Origin of the sequence: Dyella sp., assembly GCF_036384435.1 — a bacterium.
Lineage (GTDB): Bacteria > Pseudomonadota > Gammaproteobacteria > Xanthomonadales > Rhodanobacteraceae > GSA-30.
Genome location: NZ_DASVMI010000080.1, coordinates 19974 through 41383, shown reverse-complemented (window position 1 = coordinate 41383; position 21410 = coordinate 19974). Strand labels below are relative to the sequence as shown.

Below are 21410 nucleotides of genomic sequence, written 5' to 3'. Positions count from 1 at the left end.
CATGCGAAATATGGCGCTGCCCAGCGCGCGAATCCCCTCTTCTACCGCCTGCTGACTCGCAGAGTATCGAACCGAGAAACGCCTATGCCGCGCAGTGCGAAAAACCGTTGGGCAAGTCTCGCTTCTGTTCTTCTGTCTTTTTGCATGGCCCGCAAAACGGCATGCGCTTTTAGGACCCGACACCATTCTTCTAATTGGACGAAAAATGGCACTCGCGTGTATGCTTCATGTACTAATTACAAAAAGTGCGGGGGCTTAAATGCGAATTGAGAAGGTCAGGGTCGAAGGCTTCCGACTACTCCAGGATGTTGAGCTCATGCTGGAGCCAAATTCGACAGTGATAGTCGGCCGGAACAATAGCGGAAAGACCTCCCTCACCGATGTCTTCGATCGCTTTATTGGGCAAAGCGGAGCTCGCTTCCGGTTAGAGGACTTCTCTGCTGTTTCACGGGCGCATTTCTTCCAAGCGAGGACGCTGAGGGAAAGTGGAGCGAAGTCGGAAGATGTGCTCGCGGCGTTTCCGAAGATCGCACTCACTCTGACATTCGCATACAACACCACCGCACCGAATTTGGGGCCCCTTGCTCCGTTTGTCATCGACTTGGATGTCACCTCCACCAAGGCGCTGGTACGTGTGGAATACAAGCCGACGCTGGCAACACTCCATATCTTGCTCGACGTCCCCACGCCCGCGGACGGCGTAGAACGAAACGGCCATTTCCTCAGGTCATTGCGTGACACGATTCCCAAGGCATATTCCATACACGTCAGCGCCATCGATCCGACAGATGAAACCAATCGACGTGAATTCGAAGGGGTCTCTGCACTTTCGGCCCTTGTTCAATGCAATTTCGTTCGAGCACAGCGCACGCTCGATCACGCTAGCCAAGGCGACGCTGACGTGATCGGAAAATTACTGAGTACGCTTTTCAAGACAGCCACGGCGCCAACAGCCGCCGCCGCCGATCAAGAACTAGCTGCGAAGCTAAAAAATTCCGTGGAAGAGATCGAACGCGGGGTTCAAGGAGACTTTGACGCAATGCTGAAGAAGCTCCTTCCGACGATGGAAGTCCTAGGCTTCCCAAGTCTCAATGACACCGAGCTAAGGCCCGAAACATCGCTCAACGTTGAGGCGCTTCTTTCGGACCACACAAGGGTGGTATACGCTGGCGCAGACGGAGTTCATCTTCCGGAGGGCTACAACGGACTAGGGACTCGCAACCTCATTTATATGTTGTTGCAGCTTGAGAGCTTCCACAAGATCTATCGCGCAAAGCCAACTCGTCCTGTTACCCACTTGATTTTCATCGAAGAGCCAGAGGCTCACTTGCATCCTCAGATGCAAGAAGTGTTCATCAACCAACTGAACATCGCAATCAAGAAACTCTCAGCCAGCTACCCGGACGAGCCCGCGTGGAAGGTGCAATTTGTGATCACGACACATTCGCCGCACGTGGCGAATGCCGCCTCATTTGAGGCCGTACGCTATTTCTTGAACGAGTTGCCTGCGACGCCGAATACGCGGCAGACGAAGGTCAAGGACTTCAAGAAGGGGATGGCAAATATACCCTCTGATGACCAGGACTTCCTACATCAGTACATGACATTGACCAAATGTGATCTCTACTTTGCCGATAAAGCGATCATGGTGGAGGGAACCACTGAACGACTTCTGATGCCGCGGCTGTCCGGGCTCGTGGACAAGTCACTAGACGACAAAAACAAGTTGGCCAGACAGTACGTCACCTGCGTTGAGGTCGGTGGAGCGTACGCTCATATCTTTTATCCCTTGCTCGATTTCCTTGAGCTCAAGACGCTGGTCGTCACGGATTTGGATTCAACCAAGCCAGTTGAGAAGGAGAACAAGAAAGGAAAAATGATCACTACCTGGGAGAAATGCCCTGTCGCTGAAGGCCAGCGCACATCAAATGCCGCGATCAAGGATTGGTTTCGGCCGTCTAATACGGAGGATGCGGACGGTTGGCAGATCTCGCCGGCTCAGTTGCTTGCCAAGTCTGCAAAAGAAAAGATCAGTGGTTGCCGCCGCATCGCGTATCAAATTCCAGAGGACCCCAAGACTGCCACCTGCGCACGAAGCTATGAAGACGCGCTCGTCCTCGCCAACCCGGATCGATTCGAATGGCCCGAGGAGCAAGACGAGGCAACCGAAGCATGGGACATCGCAAAGGGACTCGCGAAAGCAGATACCGCGTTGCGGTTCGCGATTCGCGAAAAAGAGTGGAAAGTGCCGCGATACATCGAGGAGGGCCTCGTGTGGCTATCTGAGCCGCCGCCACCGCCAGCAGAAGTCCATGAGGTGAAGAACGCCCCGGTGGTCGTATGACAGGCCAAGTTGAGAATCCCGCGCTTGAGGCAGCGCAACAGGCGCAGCTGAAAATCGACAAAGCCCTTGACGCAGGCCGCAGCTTTAGGCTTGAGGCCGGTGCGGGTGCAGGCAAGACTTATTCTTTGGTTGCTGCCCTGAAACGGCTCATTAAAGAGCGTGGACCTGCGCTCGTTCAATCCGGGCAAAAGGTTGCCTGTATCACCTTCACCGAGGTGGCGCGAAACGAGATCGCACAGGAAGTTGAGGATCATCCTGCAATCCTTGTCGACACCATCCATGGGTTCTCATGGGCCTTTTTACGCCAGTTTCAGAAGGCGTTGAGAGACAGCTTGTCGGAGATGGAGGAGCGAAAGGAGAAGATCGATCAAGGCGGCGGATTCGGTACAAAACCGGTGGAGTACGACCTCGGTTTTTTTGGAATCGACGCAGACAGGATAACGCTTAGCCACGATGACATCCCAGAGCTGATGGCGAAGCTCCTCTATCAGGAGAAATTCAGGCGCATCTTAAGCCAACAGTTTCCAGTAATCTTCATCGACGAGTACCAGGACACGCATCGCGAGTTCATGGAGTCGATAACAGAAAATTTCTTGAAGCCCGCAACCGGTCCTCTTGTTGGACTCTTCGGGGATCACTGGCAAACCATTTATCGAAGCGAGTATGAGTTGGCGCAGTACCCAATCGAAGAGATCGCTAAAGGCTCAAACTTCCGATCGGCGCCAGCCATCGTAGATGTACTCAACAACCTGCGCCCTGAATTACAGCAGGCTGTTCATGACCCAGGAGCAAAGGGAGAAGCAAGGTTCTTTCATACCAATTCCTACCGAGGCGAGCGAACGAGTGACAGGCACTCCAAAGAGGATCTGCCACCAGACTTGGCGCGAAAGACCCGGGAGGCTTTGACGCAGCGTCTTCAGGCCGAAGGGTGGGACATGAGCAAGACGAAAGTACTTATGCTCACTCACAACGTCTTGGCTGCGGAGCAAGGCTATCCAAATATCGCAGAAATATTCAGCGGCCGCACCGACCTTTTCGCAAAGAAAGAAGATCCGACGATCAAATTCTTCGCCGAGGTTGTCGAGCCGATGTGCGCGGCCTATGCTTCTTCGCGCTATGGAGAAATGTTCAAAGTTCTTGGTTCTGGTCCCGCGATTGCCAAACATGAGGATAAGGCGAATTGGCGTCGCGATATGGATGCTCTCCAGAAGCTACGAACAGAGGGAACGATCGGTCAAGTCATCGACTGTTTGCAAGCAACCAAACGACCGTCTCCCCCTGACCGCGTTTCGCGGCGCGAGGAAGAACTTAAGGCGTTGGATGGTGCTGCAGTCCCCGAGGAGGCATCCGCACTGCAACGCTACAGCAAGTTGCGGGACATTCCTTATCGAGAAGTCAGCGAGGTAGTCAGGTTCATTGAGAAGCAGACCCCCTTCGCGACACAGCACAGCGTTAAAGGGGCCGAGTTCGAAAACGTTCTCGTCGTACTTGGAGGTGGTTGGAATCACTATAACTGGCCGCAGCTTCTTGAACTGATTCACACAAAGGCGTTGAACGCCAAGAATACTAAAGGTTTCTACCGTGCCCGCAATCTCTTTTACGTTTCTATTTCGCGCCCTATGACACGGCTCGCTGTGCTTGCGACCCAGACCATTCCCTGCCCTGCGCTCGAAGCAGTCAACCATCTATTCGGGGCCGGTAATGTGGAAGAACTTAAGGTGATGCCATGAGGCGACGCTCGGGCTGAGAAAAGGAATTGACATCATCCGACCATCGAGTTGATTTTTTGATTCCCCGCACGGCTCGGCAGAGCGTTGGGAAAAGAATTCGGAGCTTGTGAATGCTATATATACCTTGGTGCGACAGAAATGTTCATGAGCAAGACAGCAAGCAGCTATGGCGCTTATCCGAGAGAGACGGAGGAAGATCTGCCGTCGAAGCCACCCTCAATACTCGAATTCGCTCTCACTACGACAATCTGGACGCAATAGCTGAAGACGTCCGTGAGTTGGGATATCCGGGCGCGGCTGCAATTTTGGCTGAGCGCATGCCGCGCTCAGCACGCGCACGGTCGGGAGAGCTTGGCGAGATCCTCGCGACTGAGTTGGTCGAGGAACATCTTGACTTCAACGTTCCGATCCGCCGCCTGCGATACAAGGATGGTCGAGAGATGGCGTTGCGCGGCGATGATTTCGTCGGCCTAAAGCTTGATGACCAAAACAATCTGCACTTCTTGAAAGGCGAGTCGAAGAGTCGCGAAAACCTTTCCAAAGCCACCATTTTGGAGGCGCGAGAAGCGTTGTCTAGAGACGATGGCAGGCCTACGGCAACATCCCTGCTTTTCGTCGCGGATCGACTCATGGAGGGCGAAGGCGAACGTCGGCAGATGGGAAGACGCATTCGCAACGAAGTCGCCAGTCGAGCGGCGCCCCCCGGGCGAACCAGTCATATGCTGTTCACCTTATCGGGCAACGCTACGCCTCAGGCACTACACGATGACCTTGCAGCGGCGGATATGGTTCGCCCCCATCTTTCTGCGCATCTGCGCATAGAAGACCACCAGGCATTCATCCAAGCCTGCTACGAGAGGGCCCTGGCACTTGGAAACGAATGAAGAACTGACCGAATTTCTGCGTGACATCACGCGAGACGGATATCGAGGTCGCCTGCAGGCGCGGGGTCAAGCAAGAGCTCTGATACGCCACGAAGGAAACTTGCCACCGGACGCTCCCGCTTTCAGCGAAGGGATCGATTCCGATCTCGCAGACTATGGCTTTTCGGTACTACGCGCTTCCTTGGCGCTACGCGAGCTTGGAGGCGATGCAGAAACTTGGCGAAAAGGCTTCGTACAGGCAGGTGGGGCCTTTGAGGCATTGGTTCAGAACGGCTCACAGGCTGACGCTTCTCGCGGGTTCTATCGAACAGCAGGCGCTGCCTCCTATCACTTGGCCAACTACTCAGCGCTGGCATTTTCGCTCCTGACGCAAGCGCAGGTTGATCAGAACCGTTCGCCTGCCGAGGATGCGCTCGCGTTCCTAATCATGCGCGACCTTCAAGGCCTTGGCCAACGTGCAAGGGTGTGGCTTAGCAGCCCAGCGAACCGCGACGAGGGAATCACCAGAGCTGCGGCCGAGGGAGAGCTTGACCCCGACGAGATCGTCTCGCGTGTCGCGACATCGACAATGTTCAGAGCACTGGTGTTCTTTGAGTTTGCCTTGCAAACTGGCCAAGAGTCGCTCGTCGTAGAAGCGCGCAACCTGTTGAGGCGGGCGATTTCGTTGAGTAAGACGGCAAGCGCAGTGTCACTTTGGTGGATTCTTCGAATCACGGCGAACCTGATAGACGACCTTTGGTCAAGCAGTCTGCACAAGGTGCTTCCCTCGGAAGGGCCGCAAGGCTCGCAAGACTATACGCAGCTCAGGAAGCTCTTTGTGTCCGAACTGTACAGCCGGAAATCCTCGGAGGTTGAGTTATGGCCCTCTCAACTGCTAGCAGCACAACGAGCCGTCGATGTGTCCGACGACCTAGTGGTCGCGCTCCCCACGAGCGCGGGCAAAACGCGGATCGCAGAGATTGCTGCGTTGATGACCTTGGCGTGTGGTCAACGCGTCTTGATAGTGACGCCACTCAGAGCGCTGTCGGCTCAAACCGAACGCTCCTTCCGCAAGACGTTCACACCTCTTGGATTTTCCGTCTCGTCGCTGTATGGAAGCAGCGGTATAGCGGGAACTGACGAGGATGCGCTGCGGGAACAGAGCATCGTCATAGCCACGCCAGAGAAGTTGGACTTTGCGCTGCGTAACGACCCCGGCATCATCGATGATGTCGGCTTGATAGTCCTAGATGAAGGGCATCTGATAGGCCCAAGCGAACGCGAGATCCGCTATGAGAATTTGGTGCAGCGCTTACTGCGGCGCACTGACCATGGTGACCGCCGGATCGTTTGTCTTTCAGCGATTCTGCCGGCGGGTGATCAGCTCAACGATCTGACTGCGTGGATTCGCAGTGACACGCCTGGCGATCCGATCCAGTCTAGTTGGCGGCCGACGCGTCAGCGCTTTGGCACCTTATCCTGGCTCGGAAATTCCGCGCGGCTGAGTTTCGATCTTGAGCAAGATGGACCATTCATTCGACACTTTGTCCCAGAGGCTCCACCCATTCGTCCTCGTCGAACTGCATTTCCAAGGGATAACAAGGAACTTACGCTCGCGGCAGCTTGGAGGTTCTCCGAGCAAGGAAAGCGAGCACTAGTCTTTTGCACCCAGCGAGATCATGTTGAAGGATTTGCGGAGACTGCACTGGACTTGCAACGACGGGGCTTTCTGCCTTCCCTGCTCGCCAATGCCCAGGAGGTCGAACGTGCCATCGCCGTAGGCAGGGAGTGGCTTGGGGCCCAGCATCCAGCAGTACGCTGTCTAGCCATCGGCGTTGCAATTCATCATGGGCGGCTCCCCGGGCCCTTCCTGCGCGAAGTGGAGGCACTGCTTGCCGCAGGCGTTCTACGCGTCACCGTGGCATCGCCCACTTTGGCGCAAGGCCTGAATCTTAATGCGGCGGTGCTTCTGATACCGAATCTATATAGGGCGGGAACTCTGATCACGGGTGAGGAATTTGCCAACGTCGCGGGACGGGCCGGCCGCGCATTCGTAGATCTTGAAGGGCTTGTGATCCACGTAATGCATCAACCGGAGGATTGGCGCCACCAGCGATGGAGAGAGTTGGTTATGTCGGCCAAGGCTCGGTCACTCTCGAGCGGCATCATTGTCGTAGTCAACGAGGTTATACGGCGCCTCGCGACGTCGGGTGTTTTTGCGCGTGGGGACGCCATGGAATACCTTTCTAGCACGCAAGAGGCTTGGTTCCCCGAGGCAGCAGATGGGGAGCTGGAGTCAGATTCAATGGAGAGCCTCATCGAGCGGCTGGATGCAACCGTCCTTGGGCTAATCGAGGCGCTTGACGCGGAAAGCACGGATTTGCCAAGACTGCTCGATGAAGCCCTTGCGGGCTCACTTTGGGCAAGGCAACTCGCCCGCCTTGACGGCGTCGAAAAGCAGAAGCAACTATGGATTCTCCTCAGCAGAACACAGCTCATTTGGAACAAGACAACGGTCGCACAACGTAAAGGGCAGTTCGCGATGGGCGTGGGCCTGGAATCGGGCCTTGCCATCGACGCGTTGGCTGCTGATCTGACCGCGCTTCTTGACCGTGGCGATGCGGCTGCCCTTGCCAGTGACGCAGATGTCCTGATCGCTGCTCTCATTGGAATAGGGGAGCTGCTTCTTGCAATCCGCCCTTTCGTCCCAGACGATCCCTTGCCAGCGAACTGGAGAGAGTTGTTGGGCGCATGGGTGCGAGGTCAAGAGGTAGCGGCCATCGGCCAAGAGGGAATGCGCGTCGTAGACGATGCGTTTGTCTATCGCCTGGTCTGGGCGATTGAAGCCCTCCGGATGAATCGGCGCATCAATGGAGGCGAATCAGAACTGCCCGTCGAAGGGGCAGCTGCCGCGTGCCTTGAAGCCGGACTACCATCCAATGCCATGGCCATGCTTGTTCGAGCCGGGCTGCCCTCGCGGGTTGCCGCCAAGACGGTTGTAGAGCAGCTTGCGCCCGGGTTCACGAATCGCGCGGAAATGAAAGCCTGGCTACGATCGGCAGAAGTGGCAGCCTTCGACCAAATTCCTGGATGGCCCACGCTTGAAACGCATGCGATCTGGCAGCAGTTCCGGCGCGACGTCCTTTCAAGCGTAGACGGCAAGTGGGCGTTACAGGAATGGACAATGCAATGGGCGACAGACTCGGCAGTTCCGCTACGTATTGAAGTCGATTCGCAAGATGGCCAAGTGTCGATTGCAACGCCAGATTTTTCGCAGCTGACGACGATCAGGCAAAAGCTTCAGATGGAGTCCCCAAGCCTATTCGAAGTCGAACCGCTGCAAAATGGAACAAGCGTCAGCATTCGCCGCGTCGGACGAGGCCAAGCGCGTTGGGTAGACTAGGTTTCATAGCCTGACACGGGCGTAAAGAAGGACTCATCTACGCTACAACAGGTTGTGCCGATAGGTATGGAAATTCACCATGTCTCCATGCACCGCATCCATGGAGTTCAACGTGAAAAATAGGTCACACGGAGTGCCGACCTCAGAGGCCTCTCTTAGTCGCGCGCTTCCGCTGCCAGGTACGGCAGCGTACGAGGCACTGCCGCAGTTTCCCAGCCATAGCTCCCTTCCCTTCCGGCGAACAATCCGTCGTGGCGAACTACGTCAGATCATCCCCCTTGCCGATACAACGATCTACGAAATGGAGCGCCGCGGGGAATTTCCTCGCCGCTTCAATCTGACGCCTCGCTGTGTCGTATGGGACTTGGCTGAAGTAGAAGCATGGGTCGAGCAACGAAAGCAGGTACCGCGCTCGGGCGTCTCGAAACCGGATGTTCACCTGCGAAAAACCCGCCCTGTTCGGACGGGTTCGAGCGAAGGATGATGCCGGCGATGCGCCTCATCCGACCAGGGCCTGTAGTTCCTTGGATGCCGATCGCGGCAACCGCTGGCCCTCCTTCGCTACGTTGACCTGCAGGGCTACCCGCGCCACATCCAGCACGTCCTTGGCCAGCGAATAGCTGCCCTTGGCCTGCAACCAGGTCAGTACGTCGGCCAGGTGCCAAATCGACGCACTGCCCTCGTGCACCGGAGCAGGAAAGCTGCCCGGATGCGCTAGCATGAGCTTGCGCATGTTCTGCCGGGAAACACCCACGATATCGGCCACGTCGGTCAGCCCGACCAGATCGGGTGCGACTTCGATCAGCTTGGCCGCCGGTATGGCAGTGCGCACGGCAGCCAACGCGCTACGCACGGCAGTCTCCGCGTCGGCTGCCTCGCGGGTGAACTCCAGCGCCAGCCGTCCCGGCTGGCCGATGCCGACCAAGGCATCGTCGCAGTCGGCTTCGCCCAGGCGCTCAACCAGCACGTCCGGGTCGCGGTCGTCGTCGGCAAGCTGGTATTTCAAGGTGAAGGTGTATTCCATCGCGCTACTCCTTGGCATCGTCACCGGCCTCGCGCTGCTTGCGATGCGTGGTGCAGTTGTCCACGACACGCCGCAAAGCGCGGGCGTGGTTGCCGGGGTTCTTTGGTGTACTCCAAATCGACGTGATGCAGAACTCGCCGCAGCGACATTCCTCGTCGTTGTACGGGCAGTAAATCCGCCCCCAGGCATGGCTGCCGCCTATTTCGACGCGCCAGCCCTGCCCTTCGGCATGTCTGAGAGCTTCCTCAACCTCTTTCTTCGGATGAGACGAACGGGCCATCAGTGATCTCCAGTATGGGGATGATTGAATGGGTTGTCAAGTGACAACCCATTCACCCTGTCAGACCGTTGCGCTCAACGTCGGAACGACGACGTTTTCTGGCATCAGCTTCGGCACATAGGTCTGCCCACCGATCCAGGCATCAACCATGTTGGCCCACTCCTGCAGCATGTGACGCCGCTGCTCGGCGTACTCGGCCTTGTTATAGATCGAGCGCGAAGAACGTCCGTCCTCATGGGCCAGACACTTTTCGATCCAGTCGCGGTTGAAGCCGATTTCGTTGAGGAGCGTCGAGCCGGTGCGGCGCAGGTCATGGACGGTGAACGACTCCAACGGCAGGCCGGCGGCTTTGGCTCGTTCCGCCACGATCTGCGTGACCCGGTTGAGGGTCGCATTCGACATGCAGCGGTCGGCGTCATAGCGCGACGGCAGCACGAACTTGGAGCCGGCCGCGCACGTGTGGAGTGCCACGAAGATGTCGAGGGCCTGGCGCGAGAGATAGACCACATGGGGATTGCGCCCCTTCATCCGCTGCTTCGGAATGGTCCAGGTCGCGTTCTCGAAATCAACCTCATCCCAGGTGGCTTGGATCAGCTCGCTCTTGCGCACCAGCGTCAGCAAGATCATGCGTAGCGCCAGCCGAATGGTCGGATAGGTCGCCACCGATTCCATCTGTCGCGCCATCAGACGGATCTCAAGCGGCGACAGGGCGCGATCCTTTGGCACGAAGGTCGCGATCGACGCGGCACCGACGTCGGCGGCGGGGTTCTCCAGCTTCTCGCCGTGCAGGATGGCGAAGGCATAGACTTGCTTCACGATGTCGCGGATGTGCACCGCAGTGGCAGGGGCCCCGCGCTCCTTCACCTTGTTACACAACGCTCGCAGGTCGTCGGCGGTAATTTCGTTGAGCTGGCGGTTCTCGAAAGCCGGCAAGATGTCCCGATCGACGATGCTCTTGCGCATCGCCTTGGTGCTGTCGGCCATCCGGGCGCCGGCCAGCCACTTCTCGGTCATCTCGCCGAATGTCTTGGCAGCGGTCAGGCGGCGCTTCTCGCGCTGCTTCTCCAGCGCGGGGGACTTGCCATGAGCGACGGCCTTTTTGGCGTCGATCAGCTTTTCACGGGCAAGAGCTAGCGAAATACCGGTCGGCCCGTAGCGGCCGATGGTCAGGGTTTCACGGCGGCCATTCAGACGGTAATCGTAGCGGAAGGTGACGGTACCGGTAGGCGATACCGTCACGTACATCCCGTCCCGGTCAGAAGCCTTATAAATCTTGGACTTAGGCTTGAGATTGCGCAGTGCGGTGTCGGTAAGCATCGTGGTTTTTCTCCTAGTTCGTGACGGCTTTTACCGTCATGGGTCAGGAGACCCGCTGATGCCCGGAAAGCCGCATGAAACAAGCTTTCCCTAGGAGCTTTTTACCGTCAAAGACCGGTTTGGTCTGGATAGTAAACGGGAGGGTCTTAATCCGGCCTCCGGTTCTTACCGCCACTTCCACCGCCAACCTGTTCTGCTGGCCGGCGATAGCCACCGATAGCTGCCGTGACGTATTTCTTTTTAAATCAACACGTTACGGCAATTTCTCGATAACTGGCGATAGTCCCCGAAGGACGTTAATTCACTCCCACTCGATCGTAGCCGGTGGCTTGCCGCTAATGTCATAAACCACGCGAGAAACACCGCGTAGCTCATTGATAATCCTGTTGGAAACCCGCCCAAGGAAATCGTATGGGAGGTGGGCCCAGTGGGCGGTCATGAAGTCTATGGTTTCCACGGCGCGCAGGGCGATGACCCATTCGTAGGCACGGGCGTCGCCAACGACGCCTACGGATTTGACCGGCAGGAAGACGGCGAAGGCCTGGCTGGTCTTGTCGTAGAGGTCCCAGCGGCGCAGTTCTTCGATGAAGATCGCATCGGCCTTGGCCAGGATTTCGGCGTATTCGGGCTTTACTTCGCCCAGGATGCGTACACCAAGGCCGGGGCCTGGGAACGGGTGGCGGTAGACCATGTCGCGCGGCAGGCCCAGCTCCACGCCGATACGGCGGACTTCGTCCTTGAACAGTTCACGCAGTGGCTCGACCAGCTTGAGCTTCATGTGCTCGGGCAGACCGCCAACATTGTGGTGGCTCTTGATGACGTGCGCCTTGCCGGTCTTGCTGCCGGCCGACTCGATCACATCGGGGTAAATCGTGCCCTGGGCCAGCCACTTCACCTGGCCGCCGCTGGCCTGGGTGATCTTGGCCGATTCCTCGTCGAAGATCTCGATGAACAGGCCGCCGATGATCTTGCGCTTGGCTTCCGGATCGCTGACGCCAGCGAGCGCATCGAAATAGCGCTGCGCAGCATTGACGCGGATGACCTTGACGCCCATGTGCTGGGCCATGGTGGCCATGACCTGGTCGCCTTCCTGCCAGCGCAGCAGGCCGGTGTCGACGAACACGCAAGTGAGCTTGTCGCCGATGGCACGGTGCAGGAGCGCGGCGACCACAGAGGAATCGACGCCGCCGGACAGGCCCAGCAATACCTGATCGTCACCCACCTGTTCGCGTACGCGGGCGATCTGGTCTTCGATGATGTTGGCAGCGGTCCACAAGGTACGGCAGCCGCAGATGTCGGCGACGAAGCGACGCAGCAGCGCCTCGCCCTGCTTGGTGTGCGTGACTTCCGGGTGGAACTGCACACCGTACCAACGCTTTTCTTCGTTGGACATGGTCGCCACCGGCACGCGGTCGGTGCGACCGGTGATAGTGAAACCGGGCGGCGCCATGGCGACATGGTCGCCGTGGCTCATCCACACATCCAGCGCCGGTTTGTCGGCCGGATGATCGGTAAGGCCCTTGAGCAGGCTGTCCTCGGCGACGATGTCGACGGTGGCATGGCCGAATTCGCGCGCATCGGCCGCCTCGGTCGCACCACCCAACTGCGCGGCCAGGGTCTGCATGCCGTAGCAGATGCCCAGAATCGGCAGGCCTGCATCGAAGACTTCCTGCGGCGCCTTGGGTGCGCCGGCGACGGTGGTCGATTCGGGGCCACCGGACAGAATGATGCCCTTGGCACCGAAGTGGGCGATCTCGGATGGATCGTGATCCCACGCCCAGATTTCGCAATAGACACCGATTTCGCGGATGCGGCGCGCGATGAGCTGGGTGTACTGCGCGCCGAAATCGAGGATGAGGATCTTGTCGGTGTGGATGTTTGTGGTCATCGGGACTCGGGACTCGGGACTCGGGACTCGGGACTCGGGTCCCTGCCCCGTCATGGAAAACGTGATGCATCGACGCGATTGATCGCGCCGATGTTTTGTCATGGCTTTGCCAGTCCCGGCTCCCGAGTGCAGGGACTCGCAAACATCAGGAATTGAGCCGATAGTTCGGCGCTTCCTTGGTGATCTGGATATCATGCGGGTGCGCTTCGGTGACGCCAGCGGAGGTCACCTTGACGAATTGCGCGTTGTTGCGCACGTCGTCGATGGTGGCGGCGCCCAGGTAGCCCATCGAGGCACGCAAGCCGCCGATCAACTGGTGGATGATGTTGCGCAGCGGGCCACGGTACGGCACGCGACCTTCGATGCCTTCGGGAACCAGCTTGTCGGCGTCGGCTTCATCCTGGAAGTAGCGATCCTTGGAGCCAAGCGCCATCGCGCCAAGCGAACCCATGCCGCGGTAGCTCTTATACGAACGGCCCTGGAAGAGCTCCACTTCACCGGGCGATTCTTCGGTGCCAGCGAACATGGAACCGAGCATCACGGTGGATGCGCCAGCGGCCAGTGCCTTGGGGATGTCGCCGGAGTAGCGGATGCCGCCATCGGCGATCAGCGGGATTTCGTCCTTCAGCGCTGTGGCGACCATATCGATCGCGGTGATCTGCGGCACGCCCACACCCGCAACGACGCGCGTGGTGCAGATGGAGCCCGGGCCGACGCCGACCTTGACGGCGTCCACGCCCGCATCGAGCAAGGCGCGCGCGGCTTCACCGGTGACGATGTTGCCGGCAATGACCTGCACTTGCGGATAATGCTTCTTGACCCAGCCGGCGCGCTCGATCACGCCCTGCGAATGACCGTGCGCGGTATCGACCACGATGACATCCACGCCGGCATCGACCAGGGCGGCGACGCGATGTTCGGTATCGCCACCCACGCCGACCGCCGCGCCAACCACCAGGCGCTGGTTGCGATCCTTGGCGGCATTGGGATTGTCACGGGCTTTCTGGATGTCCTTGACGGTGATCAGGCCGCGCAATTGGAAATCGTCGTTGACCACCAGCACCTTCTCGATGCGGTGCTTGTGCAGCAACTGGAGCACTTCGTCCTGGTCGGCGCCCTCGCGCACGGTGACCAGCTTCTCTTGCCGCGTCATGATGTTGCGCACCGGGTCATCATGCTTGCGCTCGAAGCGCAGGTCGCGACTGGTGACGATGCCGACGAGCTTTTCGCCATCGACCACCGGCACGCCGGAGATATTGTTGGCGCGGGTCAGTTGCAGCACTTCGCGAATGGACGTGTTGGGCCCCACGGTGATCGGGCTGCGAATGACGCCGGCTTCGAACTTCTTGACCAGCCGTACTTCAGCGGCTTGCTGATCGGCGGTCATGTTCTTATGGATGATGCCGATGCCGCCGCTCTGCGCCATGGTGATCGCAAGGCGAGCCTCGGTGACCGTGTCCATCGCCGCCGAAACGATCGGGATGTTCAGCCGAAGGCTACGCGTTAAACGGGTTGAAGTGTCTACGTCGCGAGGGAGGACGGCCGAATGGGCCGGAACGAGGTAGACGTCGTCGTAGGTGAGAGCCTCGGCGAGGATACGCATGCGAAAAGTCCCGCTGCAAAGAGAGGATTATACGCGCCATCCCGATGCTGCGCCACACCATCAAGCGCGAGATGCGTCAATCCGCCCTCGCCTCCGCTGCCTCCAGGGTATTTTCCATCAGCGTGGCCACCGTCATGGGGCCTACGCCACCCGGCACGGGAGTGATCCAGCTCGCGCGTTCGGCGGCGGTGTCGAATGCCACGTCGCCAATGAGACGGCCATCATCAAGACGGTTGATGCCCACATCGATCACCACCGCGCCCGGCTTGATCCATTCGCCTTTGACCAGGCCTGGTCGGCCCACCGCCACGATGACGATATCGGCCTGACGCACGAATTGCTCCAGCCCCTGCGTGAACTTGTGGCAGCAGGTGATGGTGCAGCCGGCGATCAGCAGCTCCAGCGCCAGCGGACGACCGACGTGATTGGAAACGCCCACGACCACGGCATGCTGGCCGCGCACCGGGCGATCGGTGTGGCCGAGCAAAGTCATCACGCCCTTGGGCGTGCACGGACGCAGGCCAAAGCGACGCAGTGCCAGCCGGCCGACATTGATGGCCTGGAAGCCGTCCACGTCCTTGGCCGGATCGATGCGATCGACCAGGGCGTCTTCGTCGATATGTTCGGGCAATGGCGACTGCACCAGGATGCCATGCACTTGCGGGTCGGCGTTCAGCCGATCGATCAGCGCGAAGAGGTCGTCCTGACTGGTGCTTGCCGGCAAGTCGTAGTCGAAGGAACGAAAACCCACCTGGTGACAGGCCTTGCGCTTGTTGCGCACATAGACCGCCGAACTGGCGTCGGTGCCTACCAACACCACGGCCAGTCCCGGCGCGTCCAGACCCTTGGCCTGGCGCTCGGCCACGCGCTTGCCGATGCGGTCCAGCAGTTCCTGGGCGATGCGTTTGCCATCGAGGATGCGCGCGGTCATGGGGTTTTCCTTAGCCTGCAAAGCGCGACATTATCCTGGCTACCCGATGGCCGCACAAACGCGATGACAATGCCCGTTCAGCCCCAACTCGTTCCCGAACCGCTCGATGCCCCACCACTGATGCTAAGGCCCTGGCAACAGGCCTATGCCCCGGCCTTGTGGGAGGCGGTACGTCAGTCGCAAGCCGGTGTCGGTCGCTGGCTGCCCTGGTGCCATGCCGACTACGACCTGGACGAGGCATTGCGCTGGATCGCGTTTTGCCAGCAGGGCTGGGACGACGGCGACCACTATGCGTTTGCGGTATTCGATGCCCAGGACCAGCTGGTCGGCGGCGCCGGCCTGAACCAGATCGATCGCCGCGACTGGCGTGCCAATCTGGGCTACTGGATACGCGACTCGGCGACGGGCCAAGGCTACGCCTCGCGTGCTGCCCGCGCGGTGGCAACGTTCGGCTTTGCGACGTTGGTGTTGAACCGGATCGAAATCGTGGCCGCCACGGGCAATCTGGCCAGCCAACGTTGCGCCGAGCGGTTGGGCGCGCAGCGTGAGGGCGTGGCACGGCGACGCGTGGTGCTGCACGGCAACGCGGAGGATGCCGTGATCTATGGCCTGGTGGCGGACGACCTCACCTCGCCCAGGTGATCGGGCCACGCATCCGGCGATGGGTGAGGCCAAGCCGCCTGACAGGCCATGCACGGTTCAGAGGGGTGAGGCGGCCTTAAGACTGCCCCACCCGGCTCTCTGCTTCGTGCACCTGGCCGTATCAGGTGGCTTGGCTCCTTATCATCTGTTGGCGTAGCGCCCCAGCTCTCTCGTCCAGGATCTCCAGCGCAGCGGCAAGGCCCTCGACAAGCCCATGCGCCTCATACCAGTTCGCAGGTAGCGGCCGGTTGGGCGAGGGATGGCGAGCGGCCACGCAATAGGACAGCGTACGAACCAGCGCCAGGGAGCCACGCATGACATCTTCTAGCGTGCTGGGTGGCCGTGATTGCTCATCGGAGAGAGAAGTCAGCTCAATGGGAAGTTTTGAGCTCGCGCGTGCCGTATCATCGGCGTCAGCCATGAACAACTCCTGTGGTTAAGTTGATTGTGGTTAGCGGGTCGTGTGGGGTACCAGCCCATGCGGCCCGCGCTTCCTGCTCATCGCAGTGTCGCTCGTGATCGTGTCTTGAAGTGATGCACGAGCGACACGCCGAACATGCCACAAATCGCGGCAAAAAGCTGTAGTACTGGATGCAAAAACGCCGCAAATCGCGGCGTTTTTTCGTATCGACGAGAGAACTACAGACGGAGTTTGTGCGATGGGACGATATCGCCTTGAATCCGAAGAGTCACACGCTTCTGTCGTAGGAGCGACTTCAATGTGATCGCGCACCCGAGCTCTTCACGCCGCTGAGAAAAATCTCGATACCTGCCATGAAATCCGCACGATCATCATGCGCGGGTAATTGCGCGGCCATGCTGCGGGTGAAGGGATACGCATCGGCATCTAGTTGCGACCACGTCGTGGATGTCGCATGCAGAAAGCTGGATCGCTCCAGGCCCCGGGCGATAGCGAATTGCGTATTGGCGGCGTTCTGGCCACCAACACCGAGAATATAGTTAAGCAAGGCCGAGACCGTGGGCCATTGCGCGGCATCGGGCACGCCCAATGCACGCAGCGACTGGCCGAGGCCTTCGACAATACGCACGCCGGGCAGTTGACCCGATGCCTGCACCAGCGCCGACCCCACCCAGGGATGTGCATTCATGGCATCGAACATGCCAAGGGCAATGGCACGAATGGTGTCTTCCGGCGAGGCCTTTGCCATGCACGCCTGCATCGTGCGCGCCACGATTACATCGCAGGCAGCCACCAACAAATCATTCTTGTTGGCCACATGCCAATAGATAGCGCCGGGCCCGGTGGCGAGCTTTTCGGACAAGGCACGAAACGTAAGACCGCCCTCCCCGCCGGTATCGAGTATCTCGATAGACGCTTCGATGATGCGGTCGCGCGAAAGCGACTCGCCGCGACGCTGGGAACTGTCGGTCCTGTTAGCCATACATGCATCTTGACACACGTGGAACGGCGTTCCAAGCTAAATGGAATGATGTTCCATTCGCATCGAACTTCGCCAGGGAAACTCTCCGATGACTCCAACCATTGCCATTGTGGGTGCCGGCCTGGGTGGGCTGATGCTGGCGCGAGTGCTTCACGTCCATGGCGTGGCCTCGACGGTGTACGAGGCGGAGGCGTCCCCGGATGCACGCTCTCAAGGCGGCATGCTCGATATTCACGAGCACAACGGACAGCTTGCGTTGAAGGATGCGGGGCTGTTCGAAGCCTTCCAGGGCATCATCCACGCAGGCGGCCAGGCGACGCGCGTGCTCGATAGCCAGGGCCATGTGCTGCTCGACCAGCCCGATGACGGACATGGCGGCCGTCCGGAGGTCCCGCGCGGCGAACTGCGCCGCGTCCTGATCGAGTCGCTCCCGGTCAATGCCATTCGCTGGGGCTGCAAGCTCACGGCCGTGATGCCGCATGGCGATGGTAGGCACACACTGCGTTTTGCCGACGATTCCGAGGCAAGCGCGTCACTGCTGGTCGGAGCCGATGGCGCATGGTCGCGCGTACGCCCGCTGGTTTCCAAGGCTACGCCTGTCTACACCGGCATGGCGTTCGTCGAAACTTATCTGCTCGACAGCGACAACCGGCATCCGGCGGTGGCTCGCATGGTGGGTGGCGGCTCGTTGTCTGCAACGATGCCCGGCAAGGGGATCATGGCGCACCGCGAACCCGGGGGCGTGCTGCACACGTATGTAGCGCTGCGCAAACCGCAGGCATGGATGGCCGATATCGATTTCTCGCACGCGGCGACAGCCCTCGCACGCATTGCCAAGGAGTTCGATGGCTGGGCACCGGCGTTGCGTGCCTTGATCACCGATGGCGAAACACCCCCGGCTTTACGCTTGCTGCATACGCTGCCGGTGGAGCATCGCTGGGATCGCGTGGCCGGCGTCACCTTGTTGGGAGACGCGGCGCATTTGATGTTGCCTTCCGGCGAGGGTGCGAATCTGGCGATGTACGACGGCGCGCAGCTGGGCAAGGCGATCGCAACCCACCCTGGCGATATCGAGGCAGCCCTGACGGTCTACGAACGAGCGCTGTTTGCGCGCAGCGCGGCCGAGGCGATGGACGCCCATGCATTGCAGGAGATCTGTTTTGGCAACGACGCGCCCCGGAGCCTGGTGGCGATGCTGCAGTTGGCCGGCTGAAACGTGAACCGCATTGACTGTCGATCCATCAACCGGCTGCCGCGCACCACTGCACGATGTCTTCGTATCCGGTGAACTGGGCTTGCGGGCCGCAACCAGGGCATTGCGGATCGCGTGGCAAGCGGGTTTCGCGAAAACGCATGCCGAGTGTGTCGAAAGACAGCAGGCGACCGACCAGCGGTTCGCCGATGCCGAGGATCAGCTTGAGTGCTTCGGTGGCTTGCAGCAGGCCCACGATGCCAGGTAGCACACCAAGAACACCCGCTTCACTGCAATTGGGGGCATCGGCAGCGGCGGGGGGCTCAGGAAACAGGCAGCGATAACATGGCGAGTCGACGCGCCGTGGATCGAACACGCTGACCTGTCCGGTAAAGCGTTCCACCGCGCCATAGATCATCGGCAGACGCAGGCGTTGCACGGCGGCGGCAATGAGATAGCGCGCGGGAAAATTGTCGGAGCCATCGACGACCAGGTCATGGCCTTGCAGCAGACGTTCTACGTTGTGCGCCTGCAAACGCTCGCTATACGGCACTACGTTGATACGCGGATTGAGAGCATTCAAGGCCATCCTGGCTGATTCGGTCTTGAGCATGCCCACGCGCGCATCGGCGTGCACCACCTGCCGGTGCAGGTTAGAACGTTCAACGCGATCGTCATCGATCAAGGTGAGTTGGCCGATGCCGGCGGCAGCCAGATAGAGCGCGGCAGGCGCACCCAGGCCACCTGCACCTAACAACGCCACCTTGGCCTGCCCGAGCTTGGCCTGGCCGGCCTGGCCGACTTGTGGCAAGCGCAACTGGCGCGCGTAGCGCTCGGCTGCGTCGGTATCGAGTGTGCCGGCACTGACGGGCAAGCCCTCGGTCTTCCAGCGTCCGAAGCCACCGGCAACGGAGGCCACCTGGGTATAGCCCATGCGTTGCAGTGCCTCGGCGGCCAGCAGAGAACGCTGGCCGCTGCCGCACATCAGCAGCACCTGGCGATCTCGGCTGGGCTCTTGTTGCTCGATACGCAGTTCAAGGAAGCCACGCGAGATGCCGAGCGCGCCGGTAGCGAGCCCGGTGGCACGCTCGTCGTCTTCGCGCACATCGATCAGCAGGGCGCCCCGGGCCTGACGCGCGAGGGCTTCAACGGGGGGGATTTCTTCGACCTGCTGGCGCAAGGTTGCAAGCCAGCTTTCGCGATTGAGGGGGGTGGTCATGGCGCCTAGTTTACGCCTGCCGGGTACAGCGTGAGGGCGCCGCACGCCACACAAAGCCCTCAAATCACGATTCATTGGCCGCCAGGGGCTTTGAAACCTGCAAGCGGCGACCGCTTCGCGACTGACATGGCTCCCACCGGCGATGGGTATTGCGGCGATGACTACTTGCGCCGCTTCATCTCGCGAATCATGCGCTGACGCTTACGTAGCTGGCCTTCGGTCAGTACGTTCTTCTTGCCGGCGTAAGGATTATCGCCATCGCGGAAGTCGATGCGAACCGGCGTGCCTTCCAGCTTGAAACGCTGGCGAAAGAAGTTTTCCAGGTAACGCCGATAAGCCGGCGCAATATGCTTGGTGCGGCTGCCGTGGATGACGATGGTCGGCGGATTGCTGCCGCCAGGATGGGCGAAGCGCAGCTTGGGGGCGTGACCACGCACCAGCGGGGGCTGATAGCCTTCGTAGGCGCGCTCCAGGGTGCGAGTGAGTTCAGATGAACCCAGCTCACGCGTGGCTGCCGTATGCGCGCGCACTACAGCGCGCATCAGCTCGCGCAGGCCCGAGCCATGCAGGGCCGAAATGAACACACGCTTGGACCAGTCGACGAACTGCAAGCGACGTTCAAGCGCGCGCTCACATTGCTCGCGCTGGTAGGCATCCAGGCCGTCCCATTTGTTGACGGCGATGACCAGCGCCCTGCCCTCGTCGACGGCATGGCCGATGAGCGTGAGATCCTGGTCGGCCAGGTTCTCGCGTGCGTCGACCAGCACGACTACGACCTGCGCGGCGGCCATCGATTGCAGCGTCTTGATGACGCTGAATTTCTCCACCGCCTCTTCCACGCGCGCCTTGCGGCGCACACCGGCGGTGTCGATCAAGGTATAACGCTTGCCGTCACGCTCCAGCGGCACGCGGATCGGATCGCGCGTGGTACCGGCAACATCCGAAACGATCAGGCGATCTTCGCCAAGCAGGCGGTTGATCAGGGTGGACTTGCCAGCATTCGGGCGGCCTACGATGGCCACGCGGATGCTGTCGTCTGTGGCGGAGATCACTTCCTCCGCATCGGGGGGCAGCAAGGGCTGCACCACGGCGATGAGTTCTTCCGTGCCACGGTTGTGCGCAGCCGACAGCGGCAAGGTATTGGCGATGCCAAAGACGGCAAACTCCGCCATGGCATTTTGCAGATCCAGGCCGTCCGTTTTGTTGACGGCAGCAATGATCGGCTTGCCGCTGCGACGAAGCTCACCAAGGATGGTGCGATCCTGCGGCAGCAGGCCATCGCGCGCATCCACCACGAACACGAGCACATGGGCTTCCTCGATGGCCAGCCGCACCTGCTGTGCGGTCAGTCCATCCAGGCCCTGCTCGTCGCCGGAAAGACCACCGGTGTCGACGATCACGAAAGGCTTTTCGCCAAGACGGCAGAAGCCGTAATGGCGATCGCGTGTGACGCCCGGCATATCGGCCACCAGGGCGTCACGGCTGCGCGTCAACGCGTTGAAGAGGGTCGATTTACCGACATTGGGACGACCGACCAGGGCGACGACGGGCAACATGGCTTGGCACAGGCC

At 59.9% G+C, this 21410-nt stretch carries 17 protein-coding genes; 7 read left to right on the top strand and 10 right to left on the bottom strand.

The genetic code is table 11. From position 1 onward, the window contains the following. Positions 1-259 precede the first annotated feature (259 nt). The 5 genes from VF436_RS07565 to VF436_RS07545 all read left to right on the top strand — a co-directional run bounded on the left by VF436_RS07565 (position 260) and on the right by VF436_RS07545 (position 8824). The gene (locus VF436_RS07565; RefSeq protein WP_330903397.1) at positions 260-2344 is read left to right on the top strand and encodes an ATP-dependent endonuclease; all 2085 of its coding nucleotides are present in this window, start codon (positions 260-262) and stop codon (positions 2342-2344) included. Then, complete coding sequence (locus VF436_RS07560; protein WP_330903396.1) at positions 2341-4074, top strand: UvrD-helicase domain-containing protein; 1734 nt, start codon at positions 2341-2343, stop codon at positions 4072-4074. Before VF436_RS07565 ends, VF436_RS07560 begins: the two co-directional genes overlap by 4 nt. A 110-nt stretch (positions 4075-4184) precedes the next feature. Further along, on the top strand, positions 4185-4958 hold the full coding sequence (locus VF436_RS07555) for a Hachiman antiphage defense system protein HamA (protein ID WP_330903395.1): 774 nt from the start codon (positions 4185-4187) through the stop codon (positions 4956-4958). Beyond that, the gene (locus VF436_RS07550) at positions 4945-8340 is read left to right on the top strand and encodes a DEAD/DEAH box helicase (protein WP_330903394.1); all 3396 of its coding nucleotides are present in this window, start codon (positions 4945-4947) and stop codon (positions 8338-8340) included. The genes VF436_RS07555 and VF436_RS07550 overlap by 14 nt, the downstream gene beginning before the upstream one ends. Before the next feature lie 172 nt (positions 8341-8512). Then, positions 8513-8824 carry a helix-turn-helix transcriptional regulator gene (locus VF436_RS07545; RefSeq protein ID WP_414649826.1) on the top strand — a complete coding sequence of 104 codons (312 nt, stop codon included), beginning with the start codon at positions 8513-8515 and terminating at the stop codon, positions 8822-8824. A 15-nt stretch (positions 8825-8839) separates the two neighbouring features. Here the strand turns inward: VF436_RS07545 and VF436_RS07540 are convergent, their stop codons facing one another. From VF436_RS07540 to folD, 6 genes are all read right to left on the bottom strand, one after another. Beyond that, a complete protein-coding gene (locus VF436_RS07540) occupies positions 8840-9364 on the bottom strand; it encodes a DNA-binding protein (RefSeq protein WP_330903392.1) in 525 nt (174 codons plus the stop codon). Positions 9365-9368: 4 nt separating this feature from the next. Beyond that, positions 9369-9644, bottom strand: coding sequence for a hypothetical protein (locus tag VF436_RS07535; RefSeq protein ID WP_330903391.1), 276 nt, complete (start codon positions 9642-9644; stop codon positions 9369-9371). Positions 9645-9704: 60 nt separating this feature from the next. Then, entirely contained in the window at positions 9705-10961 is a 1257-nt protein-coding gene (locus tag VF436_RS07530) for a tyrosine-type recombinase/integrase (protein ID WP_330903390.1), read from the bottom strand. 301 nt (positions 10962-11262) lie between these two features. Continuing rightward, on the bottom strand, positions 11263-12849 hold the full coding sequence (gene guaA, locus VF436_RS07525) for a glutamine-hydrolyzing GMP synthase (RefSeq protein ID WP_330903389.1): 1587 nt from the start codon (positions 12847-12849) through the stop codon (positions 11263-11265). Between the two features lie 145 nt (positions 12850-12994). Next, positions 12995-14452 (bottom strand): IMP dehydrogenase, encoded by a 1458-nt coding sequence (gene guaB / locus VF436_RS07520; RefSeq protein WP_330903388.1) that lies wholly within the window; start codon positions 14450-14452, stop codon positions 12995-12997. A 76-nt stretch (positions 14453-14528) separates the two neighbouring features. Next, on the bottom strand, positions 14529-15383 hold the full coding sequence (folD, locus tag VF436_RS07515) for a bifunctional methylenetetrahydrofolate dehydrogenase/methenyltetrahydrofolate cyclohydrolase FolD (RefSeq protein WP_330903387.1): 855 nt from the start codon (positions 15381-15383) through the stop codon (positions 14529-14531). 69 nt (positions 15384-15452) lie between these two features. Between folD and VF436_RS07510 the strand changes: the two genes are divergently transcribed. After that, positions 15453-16025 (top strand): GNAT family N-acetyltransferase, encoded by a 573-nt coding sequence (locus VF436_RS07510; protein WP_330903386.1) that lies wholly within the window; start codon positions 15453-15455, stop codon positions 16023-16025. A gap of 121 nt (positions 16026-16146) precedes the next feature. Here VF436_RS07510 and VF436_RS07505 read toward each other — a convergent pair whose 3' ends face one another. Together VF436_RS07505 and VF436_RS07500 are read right to left on the bottom strand one after the other, a co-directional pair. Next, complete coding sequence (locus VF436_RS07505) at positions 16147-16446, bottom strand: hypothetical protein (protein ID WP_330903385.1); 300 nt, start codon at positions 16444-16446, stop codon at positions 16147-16149. A 295-nt stretch (positions 16447-16741) separates the two neighbouring features. Further along, a complete protein-coding gene (locus VF436_RS07500) occupies positions 16742-17428 on the bottom strand; it encodes a TetR/AcrR family transcriptional regulator (RefSeq protein WP_330903384.1) in 687 nt (228 codons plus the stop codon). An 88-nt stretch (positions 17429-17516) separates the two neighbouring features. Between VF436_RS07500 and VF436_RS07495 the strand changes: the two genes are divergently transcribed. Continuing rightward, positions 17517-18641 carry an NAD(P)/FAD-dependent oxidoreductase gene (locus VF436_RS07495; RefSeq protein ID WP_330903383.1) on the top strand — a complete coding sequence of 375 codons (1125 nt, stop codon included), beginning with the start codon at positions 17517-17519 and terminating at the stop codon, positions 18639-18641. Positions 18642-18669: 28 nt separating this feature from the next. Here VF436_RS07495 and moeB read toward each other — a convergent pair whose 3' ends face one another. Together moeB and der are read right to left on the bottom strand one after the other, a co-directional pair. Then, positions 18670-19839 carry a molybdopterin-synthase adenylyltransferase MoeB gene (moeB, locus tag VF436_RS07490; protein WP_330903382.1) on the bottom strand — a complete coding sequence of 390 codons (1170 nt, stop codon included), beginning with the start codon at positions 19837-19839 and terminating at the stop codon, positions 18670-18672. A 161-nt stretch (positions 19840-20000) separates the two neighbouring features. Then, complete coding sequence (der, locus tag VF436_RS07485) at positions 20001-21395, bottom strand: ribosome biogenesis GTPase Der (protein ID WP_330903381.1); 1395 nt, start codon at positions 21393-21395, stop codon at positions 20001-20003. Between the last annotated feature and the right edge of the window lie 15 nt (positions 21396-21410).